Annotated in this window: 19 protein-coding genes; 9 read left to right on the top strand and 10 right to left on the bottom strand. The window is 37.2% G+C overall.

The window, feature by feature from the left end:
* Positions 1 to 780 precede the first annotated feature (780 nt).
* The 3 genes from ACEE75_RS01830 (at position 781) to ACEE75_RS01820 (ending at position 3,250) form a co-directional block, all read left to right on the top strand.
* The gene (locus ACEE75_RS01830) at positions 781 to 1,836 is read left to right on the top strand and encodes a hypothetical protein (protein WP_238600797.1); all 1,056 of its coding nucleotides are present in this window, start codon (positions 781 to 783) and stop codon (positions 1,834 to 1,836) included.
* A gap of 88 nt (positions 1,837 to 1,924) precedes the next feature.
* On the top strand, positions 1,925 to 2,113 hold the full coding sequence (locus ACEE75_RS01825; RefSeq protein WP_024417107.1) for a helix-turn-helix domain-containing protein: 189 nt from the start codon (positions 1,925 to 1,927) through the stop codon (positions 2,111 to 2,113).
* A 90-nt stretch (positions 2,114 to 2,203) separates the two neighbouring features.
* Positions 2,204 to 3,250, top strand: a complete 1,047-nt coding sequence (locus tag ACEE75_RS01820; RefSeq protein WP_044670748.1) for a tyrosine-type recombinase/integrase — start codon at positions 2,204 to 2,206, stop codon at positions 3,248 to 3,250.
* A gap of 273 nt (positions 3,251 to 3,523) precedes the next feature.
* Here ACEE75_RS01820 and ACEE75_RS01815 read toward each other — a convergent pair whose 3' ends face one another.
* On the bottom strand, positions 3,524 to 4,360 hold the full coding sequence (locus ACEE75_RS01815) for a hypothetical protein (RefSeq protein ID WP_427888599.1): 837 nt from the start codon (positions 4,358 to 4,360) through the stop codon (positions 3,524 to 3,526).
* Between the two features lie 90 nt (positions 4,361 to 4,450).
* Between ACEE75_RS01815 and ACEE75_RS01810 the strand changes: the two genes are divergently transcribed.
* The 6 genes from ACEE75_RS01810 to ACEE75_RS01785 all read left to right on the top strand — a co-directional run bounded on the left by ACEE75_RS01810 (position 4,451) and on the right by ACEE75_RS01785 (position 8,843).
* Positions 4,451 to 4,825, top strand: coding sequence for a hypothetical protein (locus ACEE75_RS01810; RefSeq protein WP_427888597.1), 375 nt, complete (start codon positions 4,451 to 4,453; stop codon positions 4,823 to 4,825).
* A 16-nt stretch (positions 4,826 to 4,841) separates the two neighbouring features.
* Entirely contained in the window at positions 4,842 to 5,453 is a 612-nt protein-coding gene (locus ACEE75_RS01805) for a hypothetical protein (protein ID WP_427888596.1), read from the top strand.
* Positions 5,453 to 6,178, top strand: coding sequence for a type IV secretory system conjugative DNA transfer family protein (locus tag ACEE75_RS01800; RefSeq protein ID WP_427888594.1), 726 nt, complete (start codon positions 5,453 to 5,455; stop codon positions 6,176 to 6,178). Before ACEE75_RS01805 ends, ACEE75_RS01800 begins: the two co-directional genes overlap by 1 nt.
* Before the next feature lie 220 nt (positions 6,179 to 6,398).
* On the top strand, positions 6,399 to 7,247 hold the full coding sequence (locus ACEE75_RS01795; RefSeq protein ID WP_427888592.1) for a rolling circle replication-associated protein: 849 nt from the start codon (positions 6,399 to 6,401) through the stop codon (positions 7,245 to 7,247).
* Between the two features lie 50 nt (positions 7,248 to 7,297).
* Positions 7,298 to 7,558, top strand: a complete 261-nt coding sequence (locus ACEE75_RS01790) for a helix-turn-helix domain-containing protein (RefSeq protein ID WP_427888590.1) — start codon at positions 7,298 to 7,300, stop codon at positions 7,556 to 7,558.
* Between the two features lie 67 nt (positions 7,559 to 7,625).
* Positions 7,626 to 8,843, top strand: coding sequence for a site-specific integrase (locus tag ACEE75_RS01785; protein WP_449173557.1), 1,218 nt, complete (start codon positions 7,626 to 7,628; stop codon positions 8,841 to 8,843).
* Between the two features lie 109 nt (positions 8,844 to 8,952).
* On the opposite strand, the gene rpsI is transcribed toward ACEE75_RS01785, so the two are convergent.
* From rpsI to cysE, 9 genes are all read right to left on the bottom strand, one after another.
* On the bottom strand, positions 8,953 to 9,345 hold the full coding sequence (gene rpsI, locus ACEE75_RS01780) for a 30S ribosomal protein S9 (protein ID WP_354367595.1): 393 nt from the start codon (positions 9,343 to 9,345) through the stop codon (positions 8,953 to 8,955).
* 21 nt (positions 9,346 to 9,366) lie between these two features.
* Positions 9,367 to 9,813, bottom strand: a complete 447-nt coding sequence (gene rplM / locus ACEE75_RS01775; protein WP_354367593.1) for a 50S ribosomal protein L13 — start codon at positions 9,811 to 9,813, stop codon at positions 9,367 to 9,369.
* Between the two features lie 350 nt (positions 9,814 to 10,163).
* Entirely contained in the window at positions 10,164 to 10,682 is a 519-nt protein-coding gene (locus ACEE75_RS01770; protein ID WP_447574401.1) for an NYN domain-containing protein, read from the bottom strand.
* Between the two features lies 1 nt (position 10,683).
* Positions 10,684 to 11,412 (bottom strand): 23S rRNA (guanosine(2251)-2'-O)-methyltransferase RlmB, encoded by a 729-nt coding sequence (rlmB, locus tag ACEE75_RS01765; RefSeq protein WP_427894894.1) that lies wholly within the window; start codon positions 11,410 to 11,412, stop codon positions 10,684 to 10,686.
* A 120-nt stretch (positions 11,413 to 11,532) separates the two neighbouring features.
* A complete protein-coding gene (locus tag ACEE75_RS01760; RefSeq protein ID WP_449164816.1) occupies positions 11,533 to 12,525 on the bottom strand; it encodes an LPXTG cell wall anchor domain-containing protein in 993 nt (330 codons plus the stop codon).
* Between the two features lie 138 nt (positions 12,526 to 12,663).
* The gene (locus tag ACEE75_RS01755; RefSeq protein WP_447574399.1) at positions 12,664 to 13,074 is read right to left on the bottom strand and encodes a Mini-ribonuclease 3; all 411 of its coding nucleotides are present in this window, start codon (positions 13,072 to 13,074) and stop codon (positions 12,664 to 12,666) included.
* Positions 13,067 to 14,413 (bottom strand): cysteine--tRNA ligase, encoded by a 1,347-nt coding sequence (cysS, locus tag ACEE75_RS01750; protein ID WP_447574398.1) that lies wholly within the window; start codon positions 14,411 to 14,413, stop codon positions 13,067 to 13,069. The genes ACEE75_RS01755 and cysS overlap by 8 nt, the downstream gene beginning before the upstream one ends.
* A gap of 6 nt (positions 14,414 to 14,419) precedes the next feature.
* A complete protein-coding gene (locus ACEE75_RS01745; protein WP_447574397.1) occupies positions 14,420 to 14,611 on the bottom strand; it encodes a hypothetical protein in 192 nt (63 codons plus the stop codon).
* 19 nt (positions 14,612 to 14,630) lie between these two features.
* Positions 14,631 to 15,215 (bottom strand): serine O-acetyltransferase, encoded by a 585-nt coding sequence (cysE, locus tag ACEE75_RS01740; RefSeq protein WP_354367581.1) that lies wholly within the window; start codon positions 15,213 to 15,215, stop codon positions 14,631 to 14,633.
* Between the last annotated feature and the right edge of the window lie 15 nt (positions 15,216 to 15,230).

Genomic DNA, 15,230 nt, shown 5'->3' with positions numbered 1-15,230 from the left:
ACTTTTTAAGAAAACTTAGACTTCTTTACTATTCCACATTTAGCGATAAAATGGGAAACTCTACTTAACCATCTTTTAGCTAGTAATGGACTAGTTTCACTATCAATTGATTCGTTAAGGTAATGGATTTTTGAAAAGTCATCTTTTACCTTTTTAAGTTATACTATTTCCTTTCTACAGAATTGGCATGTCGAATACTTTTCAGCTTCTTATCTATTCACAGAAAAATATTTCTGTGTTTTTTTGATTTTGAAAATGTGGCATAGTAATATCGTAAAAATTGAATGACTAGAGCTAAACACTATCTGGTGTTTTTTCAACATCAGATAGACAGGAGGAAATAGTGCGATTTCATATTCGTAAGGTTCAATTATTTCAAAAATAATGACTCAGTTATTCAACTAACAAAATATAGAAAGGAGTTTTTAGGCCGTAGGTCCAGATAAAGTAACAAAGATATAGTCACAATCAAATTGAAATATTATTAAATAAATTCTGCATCATAAAGGAGGAAATATTACTGAGTCCATAGTTATAATCCAGTTTTACGAATAGCGAAACCAAAGCAAGAAATCGTTCAAATCGAAAAAATACAAAAAATAAACGTTATAAAGCGTTTCAATTATTCAAGCTCTAGAATCCAAATTGAGCATTGGAGTAGTCTTCTCCAATCAAAAAAACATAAAGAACACCTGCCGCAGCAGGAAGACACTGTTTTCGGAAGTATCGCGTTAATCGAAAACACCTCAACCATTGGTACAAAAAAGAAAGGAGTCAGTTATGACTAAAAATAAAAAAAGACGATCACGTTCAGATCGTAGAAAAATGAAAAAACATGCGATAGAAAAACAAAACAAAGCGCTAAAAACACCAGAAGGCCGACTTCAGTTTGTCAATTCTCAAGGAGTTTCAAGTTTAAAGAAACGATTCAAAAAAGGAAAAGGCATTAAGCGTAAAGAGGCCAAAGAAACAGGAGATGACATTGAGTTAATCCACACTCATCGTACACTCCATAACTATTCGGGTTCATGGCATTGTTTTGCAAAATGGGTTTCAATTCACATTTCACCAGAACAGTTAATGGTATTAGGTAATGTTGAAAAAGATACGGAAGGTTGGATAGAACTTATCAATCAATACTTACAATATTGTATAGAGATTGGTTTAAGTCCATATACACAAGCAACCTACAAAGCAGCATTGGCCAAAGTTCTCGGAGTTTCCTCAACTAATTTTATCGCTACACAACCACGTACACGTGCAAATCGCATGAACAATCGTGTATTACATACAGACTATCGTTTATCTAACAAAAATAACGACTACTGGCATAAAGTAGTTGCCTCAACAGGCTTACGTAAAAGTGAACTGATCCACGTCACTGGTGACGCTATGCAACGTGGCCGTGATGGCCGTTGGTATTTAAATTTAGACGGCCATAAGCATCACACAAAAGGACGCAGAGATCGCTGGTCTCCCATCATGGCCACTAGTCAAGAGGAGGAAGAGTGGCTAGTCGCTATTTTCCAACGAGCAGGAAAAAAGAGAGTGTTTCATGTTCCCAAAGATTTAATTCTCGACGATTTTGATGGAAAGAAAGTTCCCACTGCATTAAAGCCACATAAGTATCGTGCTGAGTATGCAGAGCGTGTTTATCGCAGTGTAGCACGCGAAATTTCCAAGATTAGAAATCGTAAAGAAGTTATCCATCTACGTAAAGAGTTAGTTGGCATCTCACTCGACAGAAAAGCTTGTAAAATTGTGACAAAGGCTCTGGGACACAATAGACCAGAGGAATTTCCTCGTTCCTACGCTTATATTTTATTGAAACGCTAGGCAACATTGCACATTTTTCAAAAATCTAGCCTCAATTCATTACACATGTGGCATAATACTTGTATCTAGAAAATGAAAGGAATTCTATATGTTACCTCAAAATAATTCTCCTCTTCTGTTAAATAGACAACAAGCAGCGGAACTACTTGGAATAGATCCTAAATCATTTGATAAGTACATCAGAAGTCACCCAGACTTTCAATGCTTTATGGTAGGAAAACAAGAGCGCTATTTGAAGTCAAAACTGATTAAATTTATTGAAAGCCACTGCGATTGACGGATAATGATTGATAAAATTAGATTTTTCATATATCCTATATGTGACTAGTCTATTTTATCAATCATTTTTTATAGAAAGGCTGATAAAATGGCAACAATAACAAAACGTGGTAACTCTTACCGTGCAACTGTATCACTTTATAAGAAAGGACAATATAAACGAGAAACCAAAACCTTTAGCAACAGAAAAGATGCTGAGCTTTGGACATTAGAAATGGAACTTGAAAAAGGTCGTGGCAAGAACATTGCCGAACGATCCACCTTATTTCCTGATTTTTATAGAAATTGGGTCCATACGGTCAAGAAAAATGATGTTCGCGAAGCCACCTTTATAAACTATAAACGAACTCTCGTAGTAGTTGATGACCTTTTTGATGGTATTCAACTTAAACACCTTGACGATCTCGTCATGCAAAAGAAAATCGACCAATATGCTGAAACCCACTCTAAAAAAACAGTAAAAGAACTTGTTCTTAAAATCCGTGGTTCATTGAAATATGCGTATGCTCGTGGTTTGATTAGCAATGACTTTGGTCATCTTTTAAAAGCAAAAGGGCAAGAACAAGCTAAACGAAATATTCCACTATCTATCACAGAATTTAAAAAACTCAGACAATACTGCCTAAGTCATACTGAGGATGAATTTAATGTTCTTGTTGCTCTCGCCCTTGAGACAGGAGCAAGGCGTGGAGAACTTTTAGGAATTAAAAAAGAAGATATTTTTGAATATGGTATCAAAATTCTTCGATCAATTAGTCCAACTAATGACGATACCCAGCTTAAAACCAAACATTCAAAGCGTGATATTTCCATCAACGAAGATGTTTATCAAGCTGTGACAAAACTTGCACAAACAAAAGAAGGCTATATCTTTGATTGGAATGGATTCAAGCAAGCTGGTCAACTTCAAAAGCTGTTAAAACAGTTGGGATTAACAAAAACGACATTTCATGGACTTCGTGACACGCATGCCTCATTTCTCTTTTCAAAAGATATTAGCCTAGACTATATTTCTCGTCGTCTAGGTCATAACTCAATCTTAACAACACAACAGTATTATCTAGAATTGATGCCAGAAAAAAAGCACCAGCAAGATGCCGATGCTTTAAGTCTCTTAAACGACTTATCACTATAATTAACACCAACTGACACCAAAAAGGTGCCACAATCGTTGGTATAATAAGGTTTTGATTAACGTTTTGAGAATTGTGATGCTTTACGTGCTTTCTTAAGACCTGGTTTGAAAGATTTTTATTTGAATAAATTTCAAAATCCTTTAAAATCAACGTTTTCACGGATTTTCAAAACTCAAAATTTCATCCAATTTCAACTAATTTCATCTGAATGGTGTGAATTTTACCCCCAAAATACACGAATTGAGCTAATTTATACCGAAAAGTTCACACCATTAATTTTCATTTTCTAAGGCTTTTTGAAAGTGATTTTGTTTTAATATTTCAGCCATAATATTTGGCTGTTTTTTATTCTCTAAAATGTACTTTTTGACAGTTCTCCCCCTTATTATTCTATAGGGAATTGAAATTGAGGATGACTTTCTATTAAAGGAATATCTAGGCAAGTCATCAAATTGCAAGTCATCAAATTCATGTTCATCTAGGTATTCTTGATATGCTTCATACTCCCATAATGCTTTCTTAAACTCTATAATGTATTCCTCAATAGGCAAATCATCTTTCGTTTTTAAAATAGGCAATATAAATCCAATAATTCGAAGCAACCGTGTTCCTCTTAGTTCATAACAAGTTCTTAAGAACATTTGTTCCGATTGATTGAAAATTGAATTTGAAATGTTCTTTAAATAATATTCATTAAACAACTTTTCAGTTGCAAGCATCTTACGAAAAATATCAAAATACTTGGATTGTAAACCATTTTTAAGATTTTTTTTGCGCCACCTTCTATAAGTCCTTTCATCTATAAAGAACCCCTCTGATTCGAAATATTTTTCCAAAAATTCTTTTCGATTAGATATTTTTCCAGCCTGTCTGTCTACAGAATATTGCCTTTCCAAAATTTCGGCATAATTCTCTTTAATAAACTCATTTATTGAATCCACGTTATATTTACTATTAAGTTTAGCAATTAAATTTTGAAAATAAATAAAGTGTTCCAAGTCACCCCAACCTCTCTCAATTAAAAACGGACATTTTTTATGCCGTCTTTTTATATCTACCACTTCAGTATATAATAAAATCAATAAATGAACAAGTTGCAACACGGACATTTATATTCGTTTGGATGCTGATTTCAGAACTACTTCCAATTCAGCAGGTAAATTATCTATTTGGAAGCACTTTAGCCAAGGAGGATTTCTATGGCATTCAATAATTTATCACACTTCACTGAGTTTAACGCTCATCTATTTCTTGCACACAAAGAACTTCGTTTTGTTTCCGCAATCCCTTGGATTGAAAAAAGCGATTCGGGAACAGAGATTGAGAAAGGAGTAAAGGTTGCACTATTTATCATTAAAGATGATAGTGAGTATCCAAATGAAAAGAACAATCTAGGTGAAAAACTGATTGTTAAGGTTCCATTCAGTTCTCTTGATGACTATGCATCACTCAAACCAATGGTCACCGTCTGCGAAATCACTGAGATTGAAAAAGCCAGCGTTTACGGTGATTACCGCAATCAACTTAGTTTGACTGGTACAGTTATAGCAACTGATGAAGTTCTAGACTTGTAATTGTGGGAGGTTGCCAATGCTTATATTTCTTCTAAAATCTTTTAGTATTTTCTTCACTATTTACATGGGACTTGTAGCAACAAACCTTGCAATTTTGTGGCTTGATAACCAAGTTAAGCTGTCTAATCAACAAGTGGGATACCAATCCTTCGAATCACTGGTAAAGCGAGCATTTCTCAACACTCACATTCAGTTAGCAAAACTAAAATTTTGGTCTAGAAAAGGTGCAGAAAAACTTATCGAACACCAAAATAAGCAACTCCAATTAGAACGCTACAATATCGCACTAAACGGTATTGTGAATGAACTTACTTATAATTTTGAGAGTTCTACAAATCTCAAGTTGACTAATAAGGTCTGGTTCAACGGTTGGTATCTGTATATTCCTATAACTAAGGAAATTTCTTTAAACCTGTTATCAGAGGTAGAGAGTTACTTGTTAGGGGTTGCAAGCAAGTATACTCAAGAGTTCTCTCCTGACTCACTAACTTGCCAAAACCTTCAAAACATTGGATGGTGCTTAGTTCTACAACTAAACTATGACCAAACTGCAAAATTCAATCGTCTTGCACGTCAACAAGAAATCGCTAACCCTAATGATTTCGATGAAGAAGATGAGGTGTTCTAATGGATAAGGCTGTAATACAGCCCTTCCTAAAACAAGGTGGTGGGTATGTAGGATGGAACTTACGTACCCATTACCATTTTAATGTACTAGGAGGGACAGGAAGTTTCAAAACAGGAACGTGTAAATTAATTTTAGCATGTCTGGCTACTCAAACAAAAAATACTTGCCTCATGATTGGAGACCCAAAAGGCGAAGACTTTAGGTTTGCAATTTCATCCACAAATGTATTTATTGGTTCTGAAAGTTATAAGGTAATTGATACAGCCTTTGAGGAATTCCAAAAAAGAAAATCAGATACACATAGGAAACGCCCCTTTCTTATAATTTATATTGATGAACTTGTCTCAATGTTCGAAGAATTTGATGACAAAAAAACTAAAGACATTTATAAGAAAAAACTTCGGCTACTCTTATTTCAAGGTCGCTCTTTAAATATTCGTTTACTTATTAGTACTCAAGTACTCATGGCTGATGTACTTGGAGGCGATGCGAGAGCTCAGTTTTCTGGATTTTTGAATTTGGGTCACCTTAAATCATCCGTTGCCAAGTCCATGTTTGACTTAGATGAAGGTCAAACTCTTGAAAAGAACCTATCTGCTGGTTATGGTTGGCTACAATGGGATGGACAACCAGTTCAGAAAATCAAAGTCAGACATGTTAGAGATTTCAACAATGTTCATAATGAAATTATCACTATGTTAGAACGACCACTGTCAGATGATTAAATTTTTATGCCGTGAAAGTTTGTTGACAGTAGGCTAAGATAAATTAGACTGGTTGGGGCGGTGCGGTCGAACTCTGTTCGTCCGTGCCGACTCAATCAGCTTAATCATCTTAGGGAACCTGTTGTCAATAAATCATGGAATAAATCTAAATTTAATCATCGTAAATTTGACGCCCTTAACTTGATAAGCGTCAAACATTAGCGCAACGAAAGGAGCTAGTATGACCCAAATTGATTTCAATAAACTAGTTAAATCTTACATATACGGTGATACTGTTGAAATAACTACTGCTAACGGTCAACAAGAACAGACTATAAAAGTGATTGAGGGCAAACGTTATGTGAATCTTGAAACAGGAGAAATTCATGACATGGACACTTCTAATAGCACCCGTTCAGACAACCTGAAGTCAACGAAACAAACTATGAAAAGATTGCGCCGTCTAGTTGCTCATAATTTTACTGGAGGAAATAACCAACTTTGGATAACTCTAACTTATCGTGAACATATCACGAAGCCAGATATTGTCTATAAAGATTTCAAAGCATTTATGCGCCGTCTTCGTACTGCATTTGGAAATATTGATTACATAGCAGTAATTGAACCACAAGCAAGTGGGAGGTGGCACCTACACGTACTCTTAAAGAATGATTCGGATTTAACAATTCCCAATAATGTTCTTGCTAAGATGTGGGGCAAAGGTTTTACAAAAACCAAACGCTTGAGACAAGCTGATAAAATCGGGAATTATCTAATTGCCTATCTTTCCAATTTAGCTCTAGGTGATGAACAGTCTGATAAGAAAGCAATTGTAAAAGGAGCTCGCTTGTATATGTATCCCAAGGGCATTCGAATTTACCGCACAAGCAGAGGAATTAAAAATCCGTTAGAAGTAACCTCTACCAAGGGAGAAATTATGAAGAACTTTAATATAAATAGCCCACCAAATTTTTCACGGACTACAAAACACGAAACTCCATATGGAATGAAAGAATACACTACGGAGTTTTACGATAATGTAAAAAGCCTGTCAGATACTTTTAGTGGAGCAACTGACAGACCTAAATAGTAGTGAAGATAACCTCACTACTTCTATTTTAACACAGATAGGAGTATTTTATGCAAGTTATTCTACCAGCTGAACAAATTCATCAAATTCAACTATTGATTGCTGACTTGATTAAGCAAGAAATTGAAAATCGACTAAACAATAGCGATATTGAAACTCCATTTTTGAATAAGCAACAAACCTGTAAGTATCTAGGTATTTCAAACAATACCCTTGATAGTTGGATACTGAAAGGACTACCTGCTATTCGAGTTGGAAAAACAATCCGATTTGATAAGACTGAAGTCAATCGTTGGCTACAAAATCAATAGTATTTCTACCGTGGTTTGTTATAATAAAGTCACGGTATTTTCTAGCTCAATTCAAAAGGAGAATACTATGTCAATAACAAAAACAAAAAACGGAACTTATCGCTTACGTGTCTATATTCCAGAAGAAGCCAAATCTTCACTTGGAACAGATAAGAAAGTGATTGAAAAACGGTTCAAATTAAGGAGTGAGGCTAAAAAATACGAACTCGAATTACAAAACAAGATTGATAAAATTCTAAGTGGAGAATCCGCTTCATTAGACAACAACGGTTCAATTCTCTTTTCAAATTTTTTCCGTAATGTCTGGTGGGAATCCTATAAAGTAGGTCAAACAACATCTGCAACTAGACCGCCTTCACAAGCTACCATTGACGGTACAGAAATAGTCTTTAGAAAACATATTCTGCCTATGCTCGGAAATTATTCGATTGATTTTCTAAATCAAAATAAGCAAGTCATTTTGAATCTATTAACTGCAAAGGCTGAAGAATACGCAAATTTCAAAGTCATCAGAAGTTATGTCAATTCAATCTTTGATTGGGCTGAGGAATTAGAATATATCGAAACTAACCGCCTTTCCAAAACGATAAGTCGTATAAAGGCAACTAAGAAAATTAAATTACAAGAATCTAAAAACGATGAGGATTTATATCTATCACAAGCAGAGCTTCAAGCATGGTTCATAGCTTTTGAGGAAGATTTAGAGAGTGACAAACTCTTATTTAAAGATTACGTGCTCTTCTATACTACTTTCTTCTTAGGAGATAGAAAGTCCGAAAGCTACGCTCTACAATGGAAGCACATCAACACTAAAAAACAGGAAATTCGATTAGTGCAAGCCTTGGATAAATATAAAAATGTAAAATCAACCAAAGGAAACAAAAAGACTACTTTCCAAATCCCTATTGAACTCGCTGACTTACTTCAAGCATGGAAAAAACAGCAAAAAGCTGAACTAGCAAAATTTGGTATTATCCAATCTGATGAACAATATGTCTTTACTTATATAGACATGAAAGGTAATGTGAATAGTCCTCTACATGCTGATTATCTTAATAACAAGATGAAGTCCGTAAAACGTCGCCACCCAGAACTTACACACGCCACACCACACAAGTTACGCCACACTGGGGCAACTCTTGCTAAGCAAGCAGGAACATCACTAGAAGCCATTTCAGAGGCTCTGACTCATAGTGATACCCTCACAACCAAGACTTATGTCAACAATTCAAACGTTGTACCAATGGCAGTTGGAGAAATTGCATATCGCAATCTTAAAAAGTAATGGTGTGAATTTGGTGTGAAAAGTGGTGTGAATTTTGCTAAAAATCTATCAAAAAACACCCCATGGTGTGAACCATGAAGTGTTGTAAAGTCTGTATTGTAGCTGGTTCTTAACGTTTTGAGAACTGGCTAGCTTTACGAGCTTTCTTAAGACCTGGTTTTTTACGTTCAACCATACGTGCGTCACGTGTAAGAAGACCAGCGCGTTTCAATGAATCACGGAAATCTGGATCAACTTGAAGAAGTGCACGCGCGATACCATGACGGATCGCACCTGATTGACCAGCATATCCACCACCTACAACGTTAACGAAAACGTCATATGAACCTGCAGTTGATGTTACTGCAAATGGTTGGTTGATAACCAAACGAAGGTCAGCGTGTGGGATGTACTCTTCTACATCTTTTTTGTTAATAGTGATTTTACCAGTACCTGGAACCAAACGTACGCGTGCAACCGCGTTTTTACGACGACCAGTACCTGTGTATTGTGCTTGTGCCATTACTTAGATGCTCCTTTCCTCTTAGATAAGACCTGTAATATCAAGTACTTCTGGTTGTTGTGCAGCGTGTGTATGCTCACCACCTACAAATACTTTCAATTTCATACCTTGCGCACGTCCAAGAGTGTTGTGCGGAAGCATACCTTTAACAGATTTTTCAATCAAACGAACAGCATTTTTAGAACGCAATTCACCTGCTGAGATTTGTTTCAATCCACCTGGGTAAAGTGAGTGAGTGTAGTAGATTTTATCTGTTGCTTTTTTACCAGTCAATTTAACTTTTTCAGCATTGATAACGATAACAAAGTCACCTGTATCAGTGTGAGGTGTAAATGTTGGTTTGTTTTTACCACGAAGTACGCTAGCAACTACTGCTGAAAGGCGTCCAAGAGGTACATCAGTAGCGTCAACTACATACCATTTGCGTTCAACTTCACCTGGCTTAGCCATGTATGTTGTTTTGTTCATGATTTCTCCTATATAATCGTTTTTGTTTACTAGGCGGATGTTCCGGTCCGCGAGTTATTTGAAGGGTTCCGGGGCCTTTCAAATGGGGTAAACAATACCGCTTATAATCATACCAAAATTTAACCTCAATCGTCAAGTCATTTGCTAGGAAATTTTTACTTTTCACCAAATTAAATCTGTTGTTTGCACTATCAAACTATTCTCTAGCATATCGTATATAAAACAAGCATTAAACCTTCCATTTTTGGCTTCATTTTTTAAAATCAATAGCGTTTAACGTGAAACAAAAACGGCTGGAGCATTTCCAACCGTTTTTTCGTAACCATTAATTAATTGTAGTCATCATTATTTTATTTTCCCAACTCGTCTAACATATCTTGTAGTTGATCTAGTTGGTCTGCATTCCAAGAACGTAAAGGGGGCTTGGTTAAGTCCAAATCCTTTTTAAAACTTGCGACGTCTTTTTTTAATTGGTTAACATCTTTTTCCAACTCTCTGGCTGAAACCCTCAAGGCTCCTTGGGAAAAGATTAACCATTGTTCATTCAAATCACTAGTGGCTACAGATACACGCGTTGTGAGGCGATTAAACTGACCTGCCAAACGTTCAATATAGGCATCAGCAGTTTCCCCTTCTTCTGTAAAAACAACCTGTAGCTGATAGTGATCGTAAACCTGTCTAACACCTGGGACATATTGGGCATCAAAAACACAGATAATCTCTAACTCTTCAAATCCAGCATAATGACTCAGTTTTTTCAACAACAGATCACGCGCTTCTTCCAATTGATTGGTTTTAAAAAAGTGCTTAGTCTCTTGCCAATAAGCAATCATATTATAACCATCAACAATCAAAATACGACGTTTCATCTTAGCCACGATTTCTAAAAACCTCATACATCAACAAGGCTGCTGCTACACTAGCATTGAGACTTTGGACATGTCCATTCATAGGAATCGTCACCATCTCATCTACCTGTTTTTTGATATTAGCAGAAATCCCCTTGCCTTCATTTCCAATGATAAGAGCAAGTTTTCCTGATGTGTTCCATTGATGTGATGGTGTGCCATCCATATCAGTCCCAAAAACCCAGAAACCTGCTGCTTTAAGCTGATCAAGAGTCTGACTAAGATTGGTGACACGAGCAATAGGGATATGTTCCACTGCACCTGTTGATGTTTTAGCAACAACTGGAGTAACACCGACGGCACGATGTTTAGGGATAATCACACCACAAACATTAGTCGCATCTGCTGTTCGCAAGATAGAACCGAAGTTGTGTGGGTCATTAAGACCATCTAAAATGAGAATAAGGGGGTTATCTTCCTGCTCTGCTTTTTCTAAAATCACAGACAGCTCACTATAAGCAAATTCGGATACCCGAAGAACAAATCCTTGATGGACAGCTCCTTCTGTCATCTCAGACAATGTTTTTTTAGGAGTCCAGGAGATGGAAACTTTTTTTTCTGCTGCTAGTTGTTTGATTTTCTCCACATTTTTCCCACGAAGGTCATCTTGTAGATAGAGTTTATTTCCTGTGTTGGCAAGCAAGCTTTCTGTCACTGCATGCACACCATATACGATATCATTTTGTTCCATGCCCTTATTATAGCACAGTTTTAACTCACTAGGAGCTCCAAAGCCTATCCATTCTAAAAAAGCTGGAGAAAATCCCCAGCTTTCTGCTCAAGCATCATCTTTTAATAGGACTAGCTTAGACTACATTTTATGTTTTGGATGGTAAGTTTTAAACAAACCAACAAGACCTGCAATTAAGAAGCTAACAAAGCCAGCATAAGTAAGGTAAACAGAAGTTTCTTCTCCTGTTTTTGGTAGAACAGATTTACCCGCACGTGTGACAGGTTTAGTCGCTCCTTTTGTCGCTCCGCTAACACTTGATGCACTGACTTTAGCTGCAGCTTGACTAGCAGTCTGTTGACTTGCTGATACTTCTGAAGTTGAAGAAGCTGTACTAGTAGCGGCTGTAGATGTTGCAGTGGATTGACTAGCTGAAGTGCTAGCAGCTACCTGAGTTGATTGGCTTTCAGAAGCAGCTTGGCTAGCTGAGGTACTAGTAACTACTTGAGTTGATTGACTTTCAGAAGCGGCCTGGCTAGCTGAGACACTTTCTGATGCAGCCACACTAGTAGAGGTAGAGCTTGCTGCCACTTGACTTTCAGAGCTTGCTACAGTGCTAGTAGATGTCGCAACACTATCGCTGACAGATGCAGAAGCCACAGTAGAACTAGCCTGACTGGCTACTTCTGAACTGGCTGTAGTTGATGTTGCTGTAGGTTGATAGGTAAACATAGTGGTACCACTACGTAATCCCACACCTGCTTCATCTAGGTTAGCCTTGATAACATAATCCCCTGCTGGCATTCCTTTCATTGTAAACCAAAAATTAAATGTGGTACTACCTTTTGGAACAGCATAAGTGATGTCAGAAACCACTGTACCTGAACTATTTAGCAAATCTACCTTAAGATTTCCGCCAGCAGTTAGGGCGCTAGGTAAGGTAACAATCATTTTTGTCCGATCGTTTTCACTTACTGTTTCAATCAAAAAGTTCACATTATCAGTGGTAACAGTTGCCATAGATGCTGTATCAGAAGTTGTAGCATTATCAGCAAAAGCCACAACTGACGGACTTCCAGCCAACAAAGCCATAGTAGCTAAAGATGTTACAAATAATTTGCGTGATTTCATCATTCTCTCCTCCTCATTTTAGTACTCTTTATACTTCTATTATATACCTTTGTAAGCGTTTTTCAAGTAATTATACAAGATTTTTTACTTTTTTATGACAAATTATTACAAAATATTACAAAACAAAAAAACGGATGCTTATCATCCGTTTTTCGTTTCATTTTCTTGCGACTCGATCGTTTGAATTGCCCACTGAATCAACTCTTCTAAACGCTCAATACGCTCTAACATGTGAAGATAGCCCATAACTGCTTCAAAGCCTGTGGACATCCGATAGGTAATCACATCTGCATTTTTTGCTTTTGTATGACTAGTAGCATTACGGCCACGCTTGTAAATTGCTTCTTCTTCTTCTGTCAAAAGGTTTTGTGCCATCCATTGAGTCGCTAAGTAAGCTTGTGCTTTGGCTGAAACGTACCTTGTAGCCTCACGATGTAATTGATTGGGCTTGGTCTGACCCTTAAAGATTAAATACTTTCTAACATAGGTGGAATAGATGGCATCCCCCTCAAAAGCCAAGGCGATACCGTTAATCAATTTGACATCAATCACGTGTCCACCTCACACCATCTTTGGTATCAAGAAGTTTTATCCCTTTTTCTGCCAATTGGTCACGGATGCGATCAGCAGTTGCAAAATCACGATTGGTACGCGCTACTTGACGCTCCTCAATTAATCTTTCAATATCAGTATCAAGTTCCTCTTCTTCAAAGACAATGCCAAATACAGCCAACATTTTCTCAAATGCTACTTTGATAGCCTCAGTATAGTGACCTGAATTGATCCACTTAGCCATATCAAAAATCGCTGTAATCCCATTAGCTGCATTAAAATCATCATCCATGGCTGATGTAAAGGCTGAAATATACTGATCCAAAGCCTCTATATCGGTATTATCCATAAAGGGTTGTTGGTAAGTATTTTTGAGGTATTTCAAATTTACCTCCGCATCATGAATGGCCTTGTCTGTATAATTTAAAGGGCGACGATAGTGCTGAGTAGCCAAAAAGAAGCGTAAGATCTGCCCATCAATTTCTTGAAGCATGTCATGAGCCGTCAAAAAATTACCTAGTGACTTGGACATCTTTTCATCATTGATGTTAAGCATAGCATTGTGCATCCAATAATTTGCAAATTTTTTGCCTGTTTTTGCTTCTGACTGTGCAATTTCATTGGTATGATGCGGAAATTCAAGATCTGCACCGCCACCATGAATATCAATAGTATCTCCTAATAATTCTGTCGCCATCACAGAACACTCGATATGCCAACCTGGACGCCCAGCTCCCCAAGGGCTCTCCCATGAGACTTCACCTGCTTTAGCAGTCTTCCAAAGTGCAAAATCAAAGGGGTGTTCCTTCAAATCAGCCTCATTGTCCACACGTCCAGAAGCACCTGCTTCCAGATCAGCTAAAGTTTTATTGGCTAACTTTGCATAGTTGTCTGATTTTGCCACACGAAAATAAACATCTCCTTTTGACACATAGGCAAAATCTTTTTCAATCAACTCTTCCACAAATGAGATAATCTCATCCATATAATCAATCACGCGCGGATTGCTAGTAGCAGGCTTGACCCCTAGGGCTTTGACATCTTCTTTAAATGCAGCAATAAACTGATCTGACAATTCCTTAGTTGTCACACCTGCTTCATTTGCCGCTTTGATAATTTTGTCATCTACATCTGTAAAGTTAGAAACATAGGCCACTTCAAATCCACGGTATTCAAAGTAACGACGGATAGTGTCAAAAGCCACCACACTACGTGCATTACCAATATGAATATAGTTATAAACCGTTGGTCCACAGACATACATCTTAACTTGCCCTTCTGTCAAAGGAGAAAACTCACGTAGGGAACGTGTTAAGGTATCATAGATTTTTATTGTCATCTCTTATTATCCTCTTTCATCATCCTTTAAAAGATGATCTAGTTTACGCTTTTTGACAAAGGCTAAAGCTACACTTGCCCCAGAAAAAACAAGCCAAAACAAACCAAGTTGCCACTGATGATCTTTAAAATGTAAGAGCATCAACACCAAAGCTAACCCAACTGTCAAAATATTGATCCAATAATTTTTCCAAATCATCTTAATCACCTAAAATAGCTTAAAGCCTAGCAGAATGATAACTTTCTTCACGCCTTTGCTCAATCGTTTTAATAGCAGTTTCATTTTTTTGCCCATGAACACGGACCACCTTAGCAGGAACGCCAACCACTGTCACATCAGCTGGAACATCAGACAAGACTACTGCAGCCGCTCCAACCTTAGCATTTTCTCCAATCTCAATAGGACCAATTAACTGAGAATGGGCAGAAATTAAGGCGCCTCTTCGGACTGTCGGATGGCGCTTACCAACATCTTTTCCTGTCCCTCCAAGCGTCACACCATGATAAAGCATGACACCTGACTCAACAATAGCGGTTTCACCAACCACCAAACCGGCACCATGGTCAATAAAAACACCCGGTGCAATCTGAGCTCCTGGATGAATTTCAATATTGGTCCAAAAACGCCAAAATTGACTGTGCATTCTAGCCAGTAGTTTAAAATGATGATTCCACAAAAAATGGGATAAGCGATGGGCCGCTAAAGCCTTGACACCAGGGTAAGTTAAGAGAACCTCCAAGCTTGTTCTCGCTGCTGGATCATTTTGTTTTACAATATCAATCGTTTCTCTCCACCACCCCATAGTGTCTCCTTTATC

The organism is Streptococcus sp. 11273D007BT (assembly GCF_053547195.1).
Note: the sequence above shows the minus strand (reverse complement) of the source record. Positions and strands in the feature narration are given on the sequence as shown.

Coding starts and splice junctions, on each gene's coding strand:
- ACEE75_RS01830 (WP_238600797.1), top strand. CDS start 781: ATGACTAAAAATAAAAAAAGACGATCACGTTCAGATCGTAGAAAAATG.
- ACEE75_RS01825 (WP_024417107.1), top strand. CDS start 1,925: ATGTTACCTCAAAATAATTCTCCTCTTCTGTTAAATAGACAACAAGCA.
- ACEE75_RS01820 (WP_044670748.1), top strand. CDS start 2,204: ATGGCAACAATAACAAAACGTGGTAACTCTTACCGTGCAACTGTATCA.
- ACEE75_RS01815 (WP_427888599.1), bottom strand. CDS start 4,360: ATGTCCGTGTTGCAACTTGTTCATTTATTGATTTTATTATATACTGAA.
- ACEE75_RS01810 (WP_427888597.1), top strand. CDS start 4,451: ATGGCATTCAATAATTTATCACACTTCACTGAGTTTAACGCTCATCTA.
- ACEE75_RS01805 (WP_427888596.1), top strand. CDS start 4,842: ATGCTTATATTTCTTCTAAAATCTTTTAGTATTTTCTTCACTATTTAC.
- ACEE75_RS01800 (WP_427888594.1), top strand. CDS start 5,453: ATGGATAAGGCTGTAATACAGCCCTTCCTAAAACAAGGTGGTGGGTAT.
- ACEE75_RS01795 (WP_427888592.1), top strand. CDS start 6,399: ATGACCCAAATTGATTTCAATAAACTAGTTAAATCTTACATATACGGT.
- ACEE75_RS01790 (WP_427888590.1), top strand. CDS start 7,298: ATGCAAGTTATTCTACCAGCTGAACAAATTCATCAAATTCAACTATTG.
- ACEE75_RS01785 (WP_449173557.1), top strand. CDS start 7,626: ATGTCAATAACAAAAACAAAAAACGGAACTTATCGCTTACGTGTCTAT.
- rpsI (WP_354367595.1), bottom strand. CDS start 9,345: ATGGCACAAGCACAATACACAGGTACTGGTCGTCGTAAAAACGCGGTT.
- rplM (WP_354367593.1), bottom strand. CDS start 9,813: ATGAACAAAACAACATACATGGCTAAGCCAGGTGAAGTTGAACGCAAA.
- ACEE75_RS01770 (WP_447574401.1), bottom strand. CDS start 10,682: ATGAAACGTCGTATTTTGATTGTTGATGGTTATAATATGATTGCTTAT.
- rlmB (WP_427894894.1), bottom strand. CDS start 11,412: ATGGAACAAAATGATATCGTATATGGTGTGCATGCAGTGACAGAAAGC.
- ACEE75_RS01760 (WP_449164816.1), bottom strand. CDS start 12,525: ATGATGAAATCACGCAAATTATTTGTAACATCTTTAGCTACTATGGCT.
- cysS (WP_447574398.1), bottom strand. CDS start 14,413: ATGACAATAAAAATCTATGATACCTTAACACGTTCCCTACGTGAGTTT.
- ACEE75_RS01745 (WP_447574397.1), bottom strand. CDS start 14,611: ATGATTTGGAAAAATTATTGGATCAATATTTTGACAGTTGGGTTAGCT.
- cysE (WP_354367581.1), bottom strand. CDS start 15,215: ATGGGGTGGTGGAGAGAAACGATTGATATTGTAAAACAAAATGATCCA.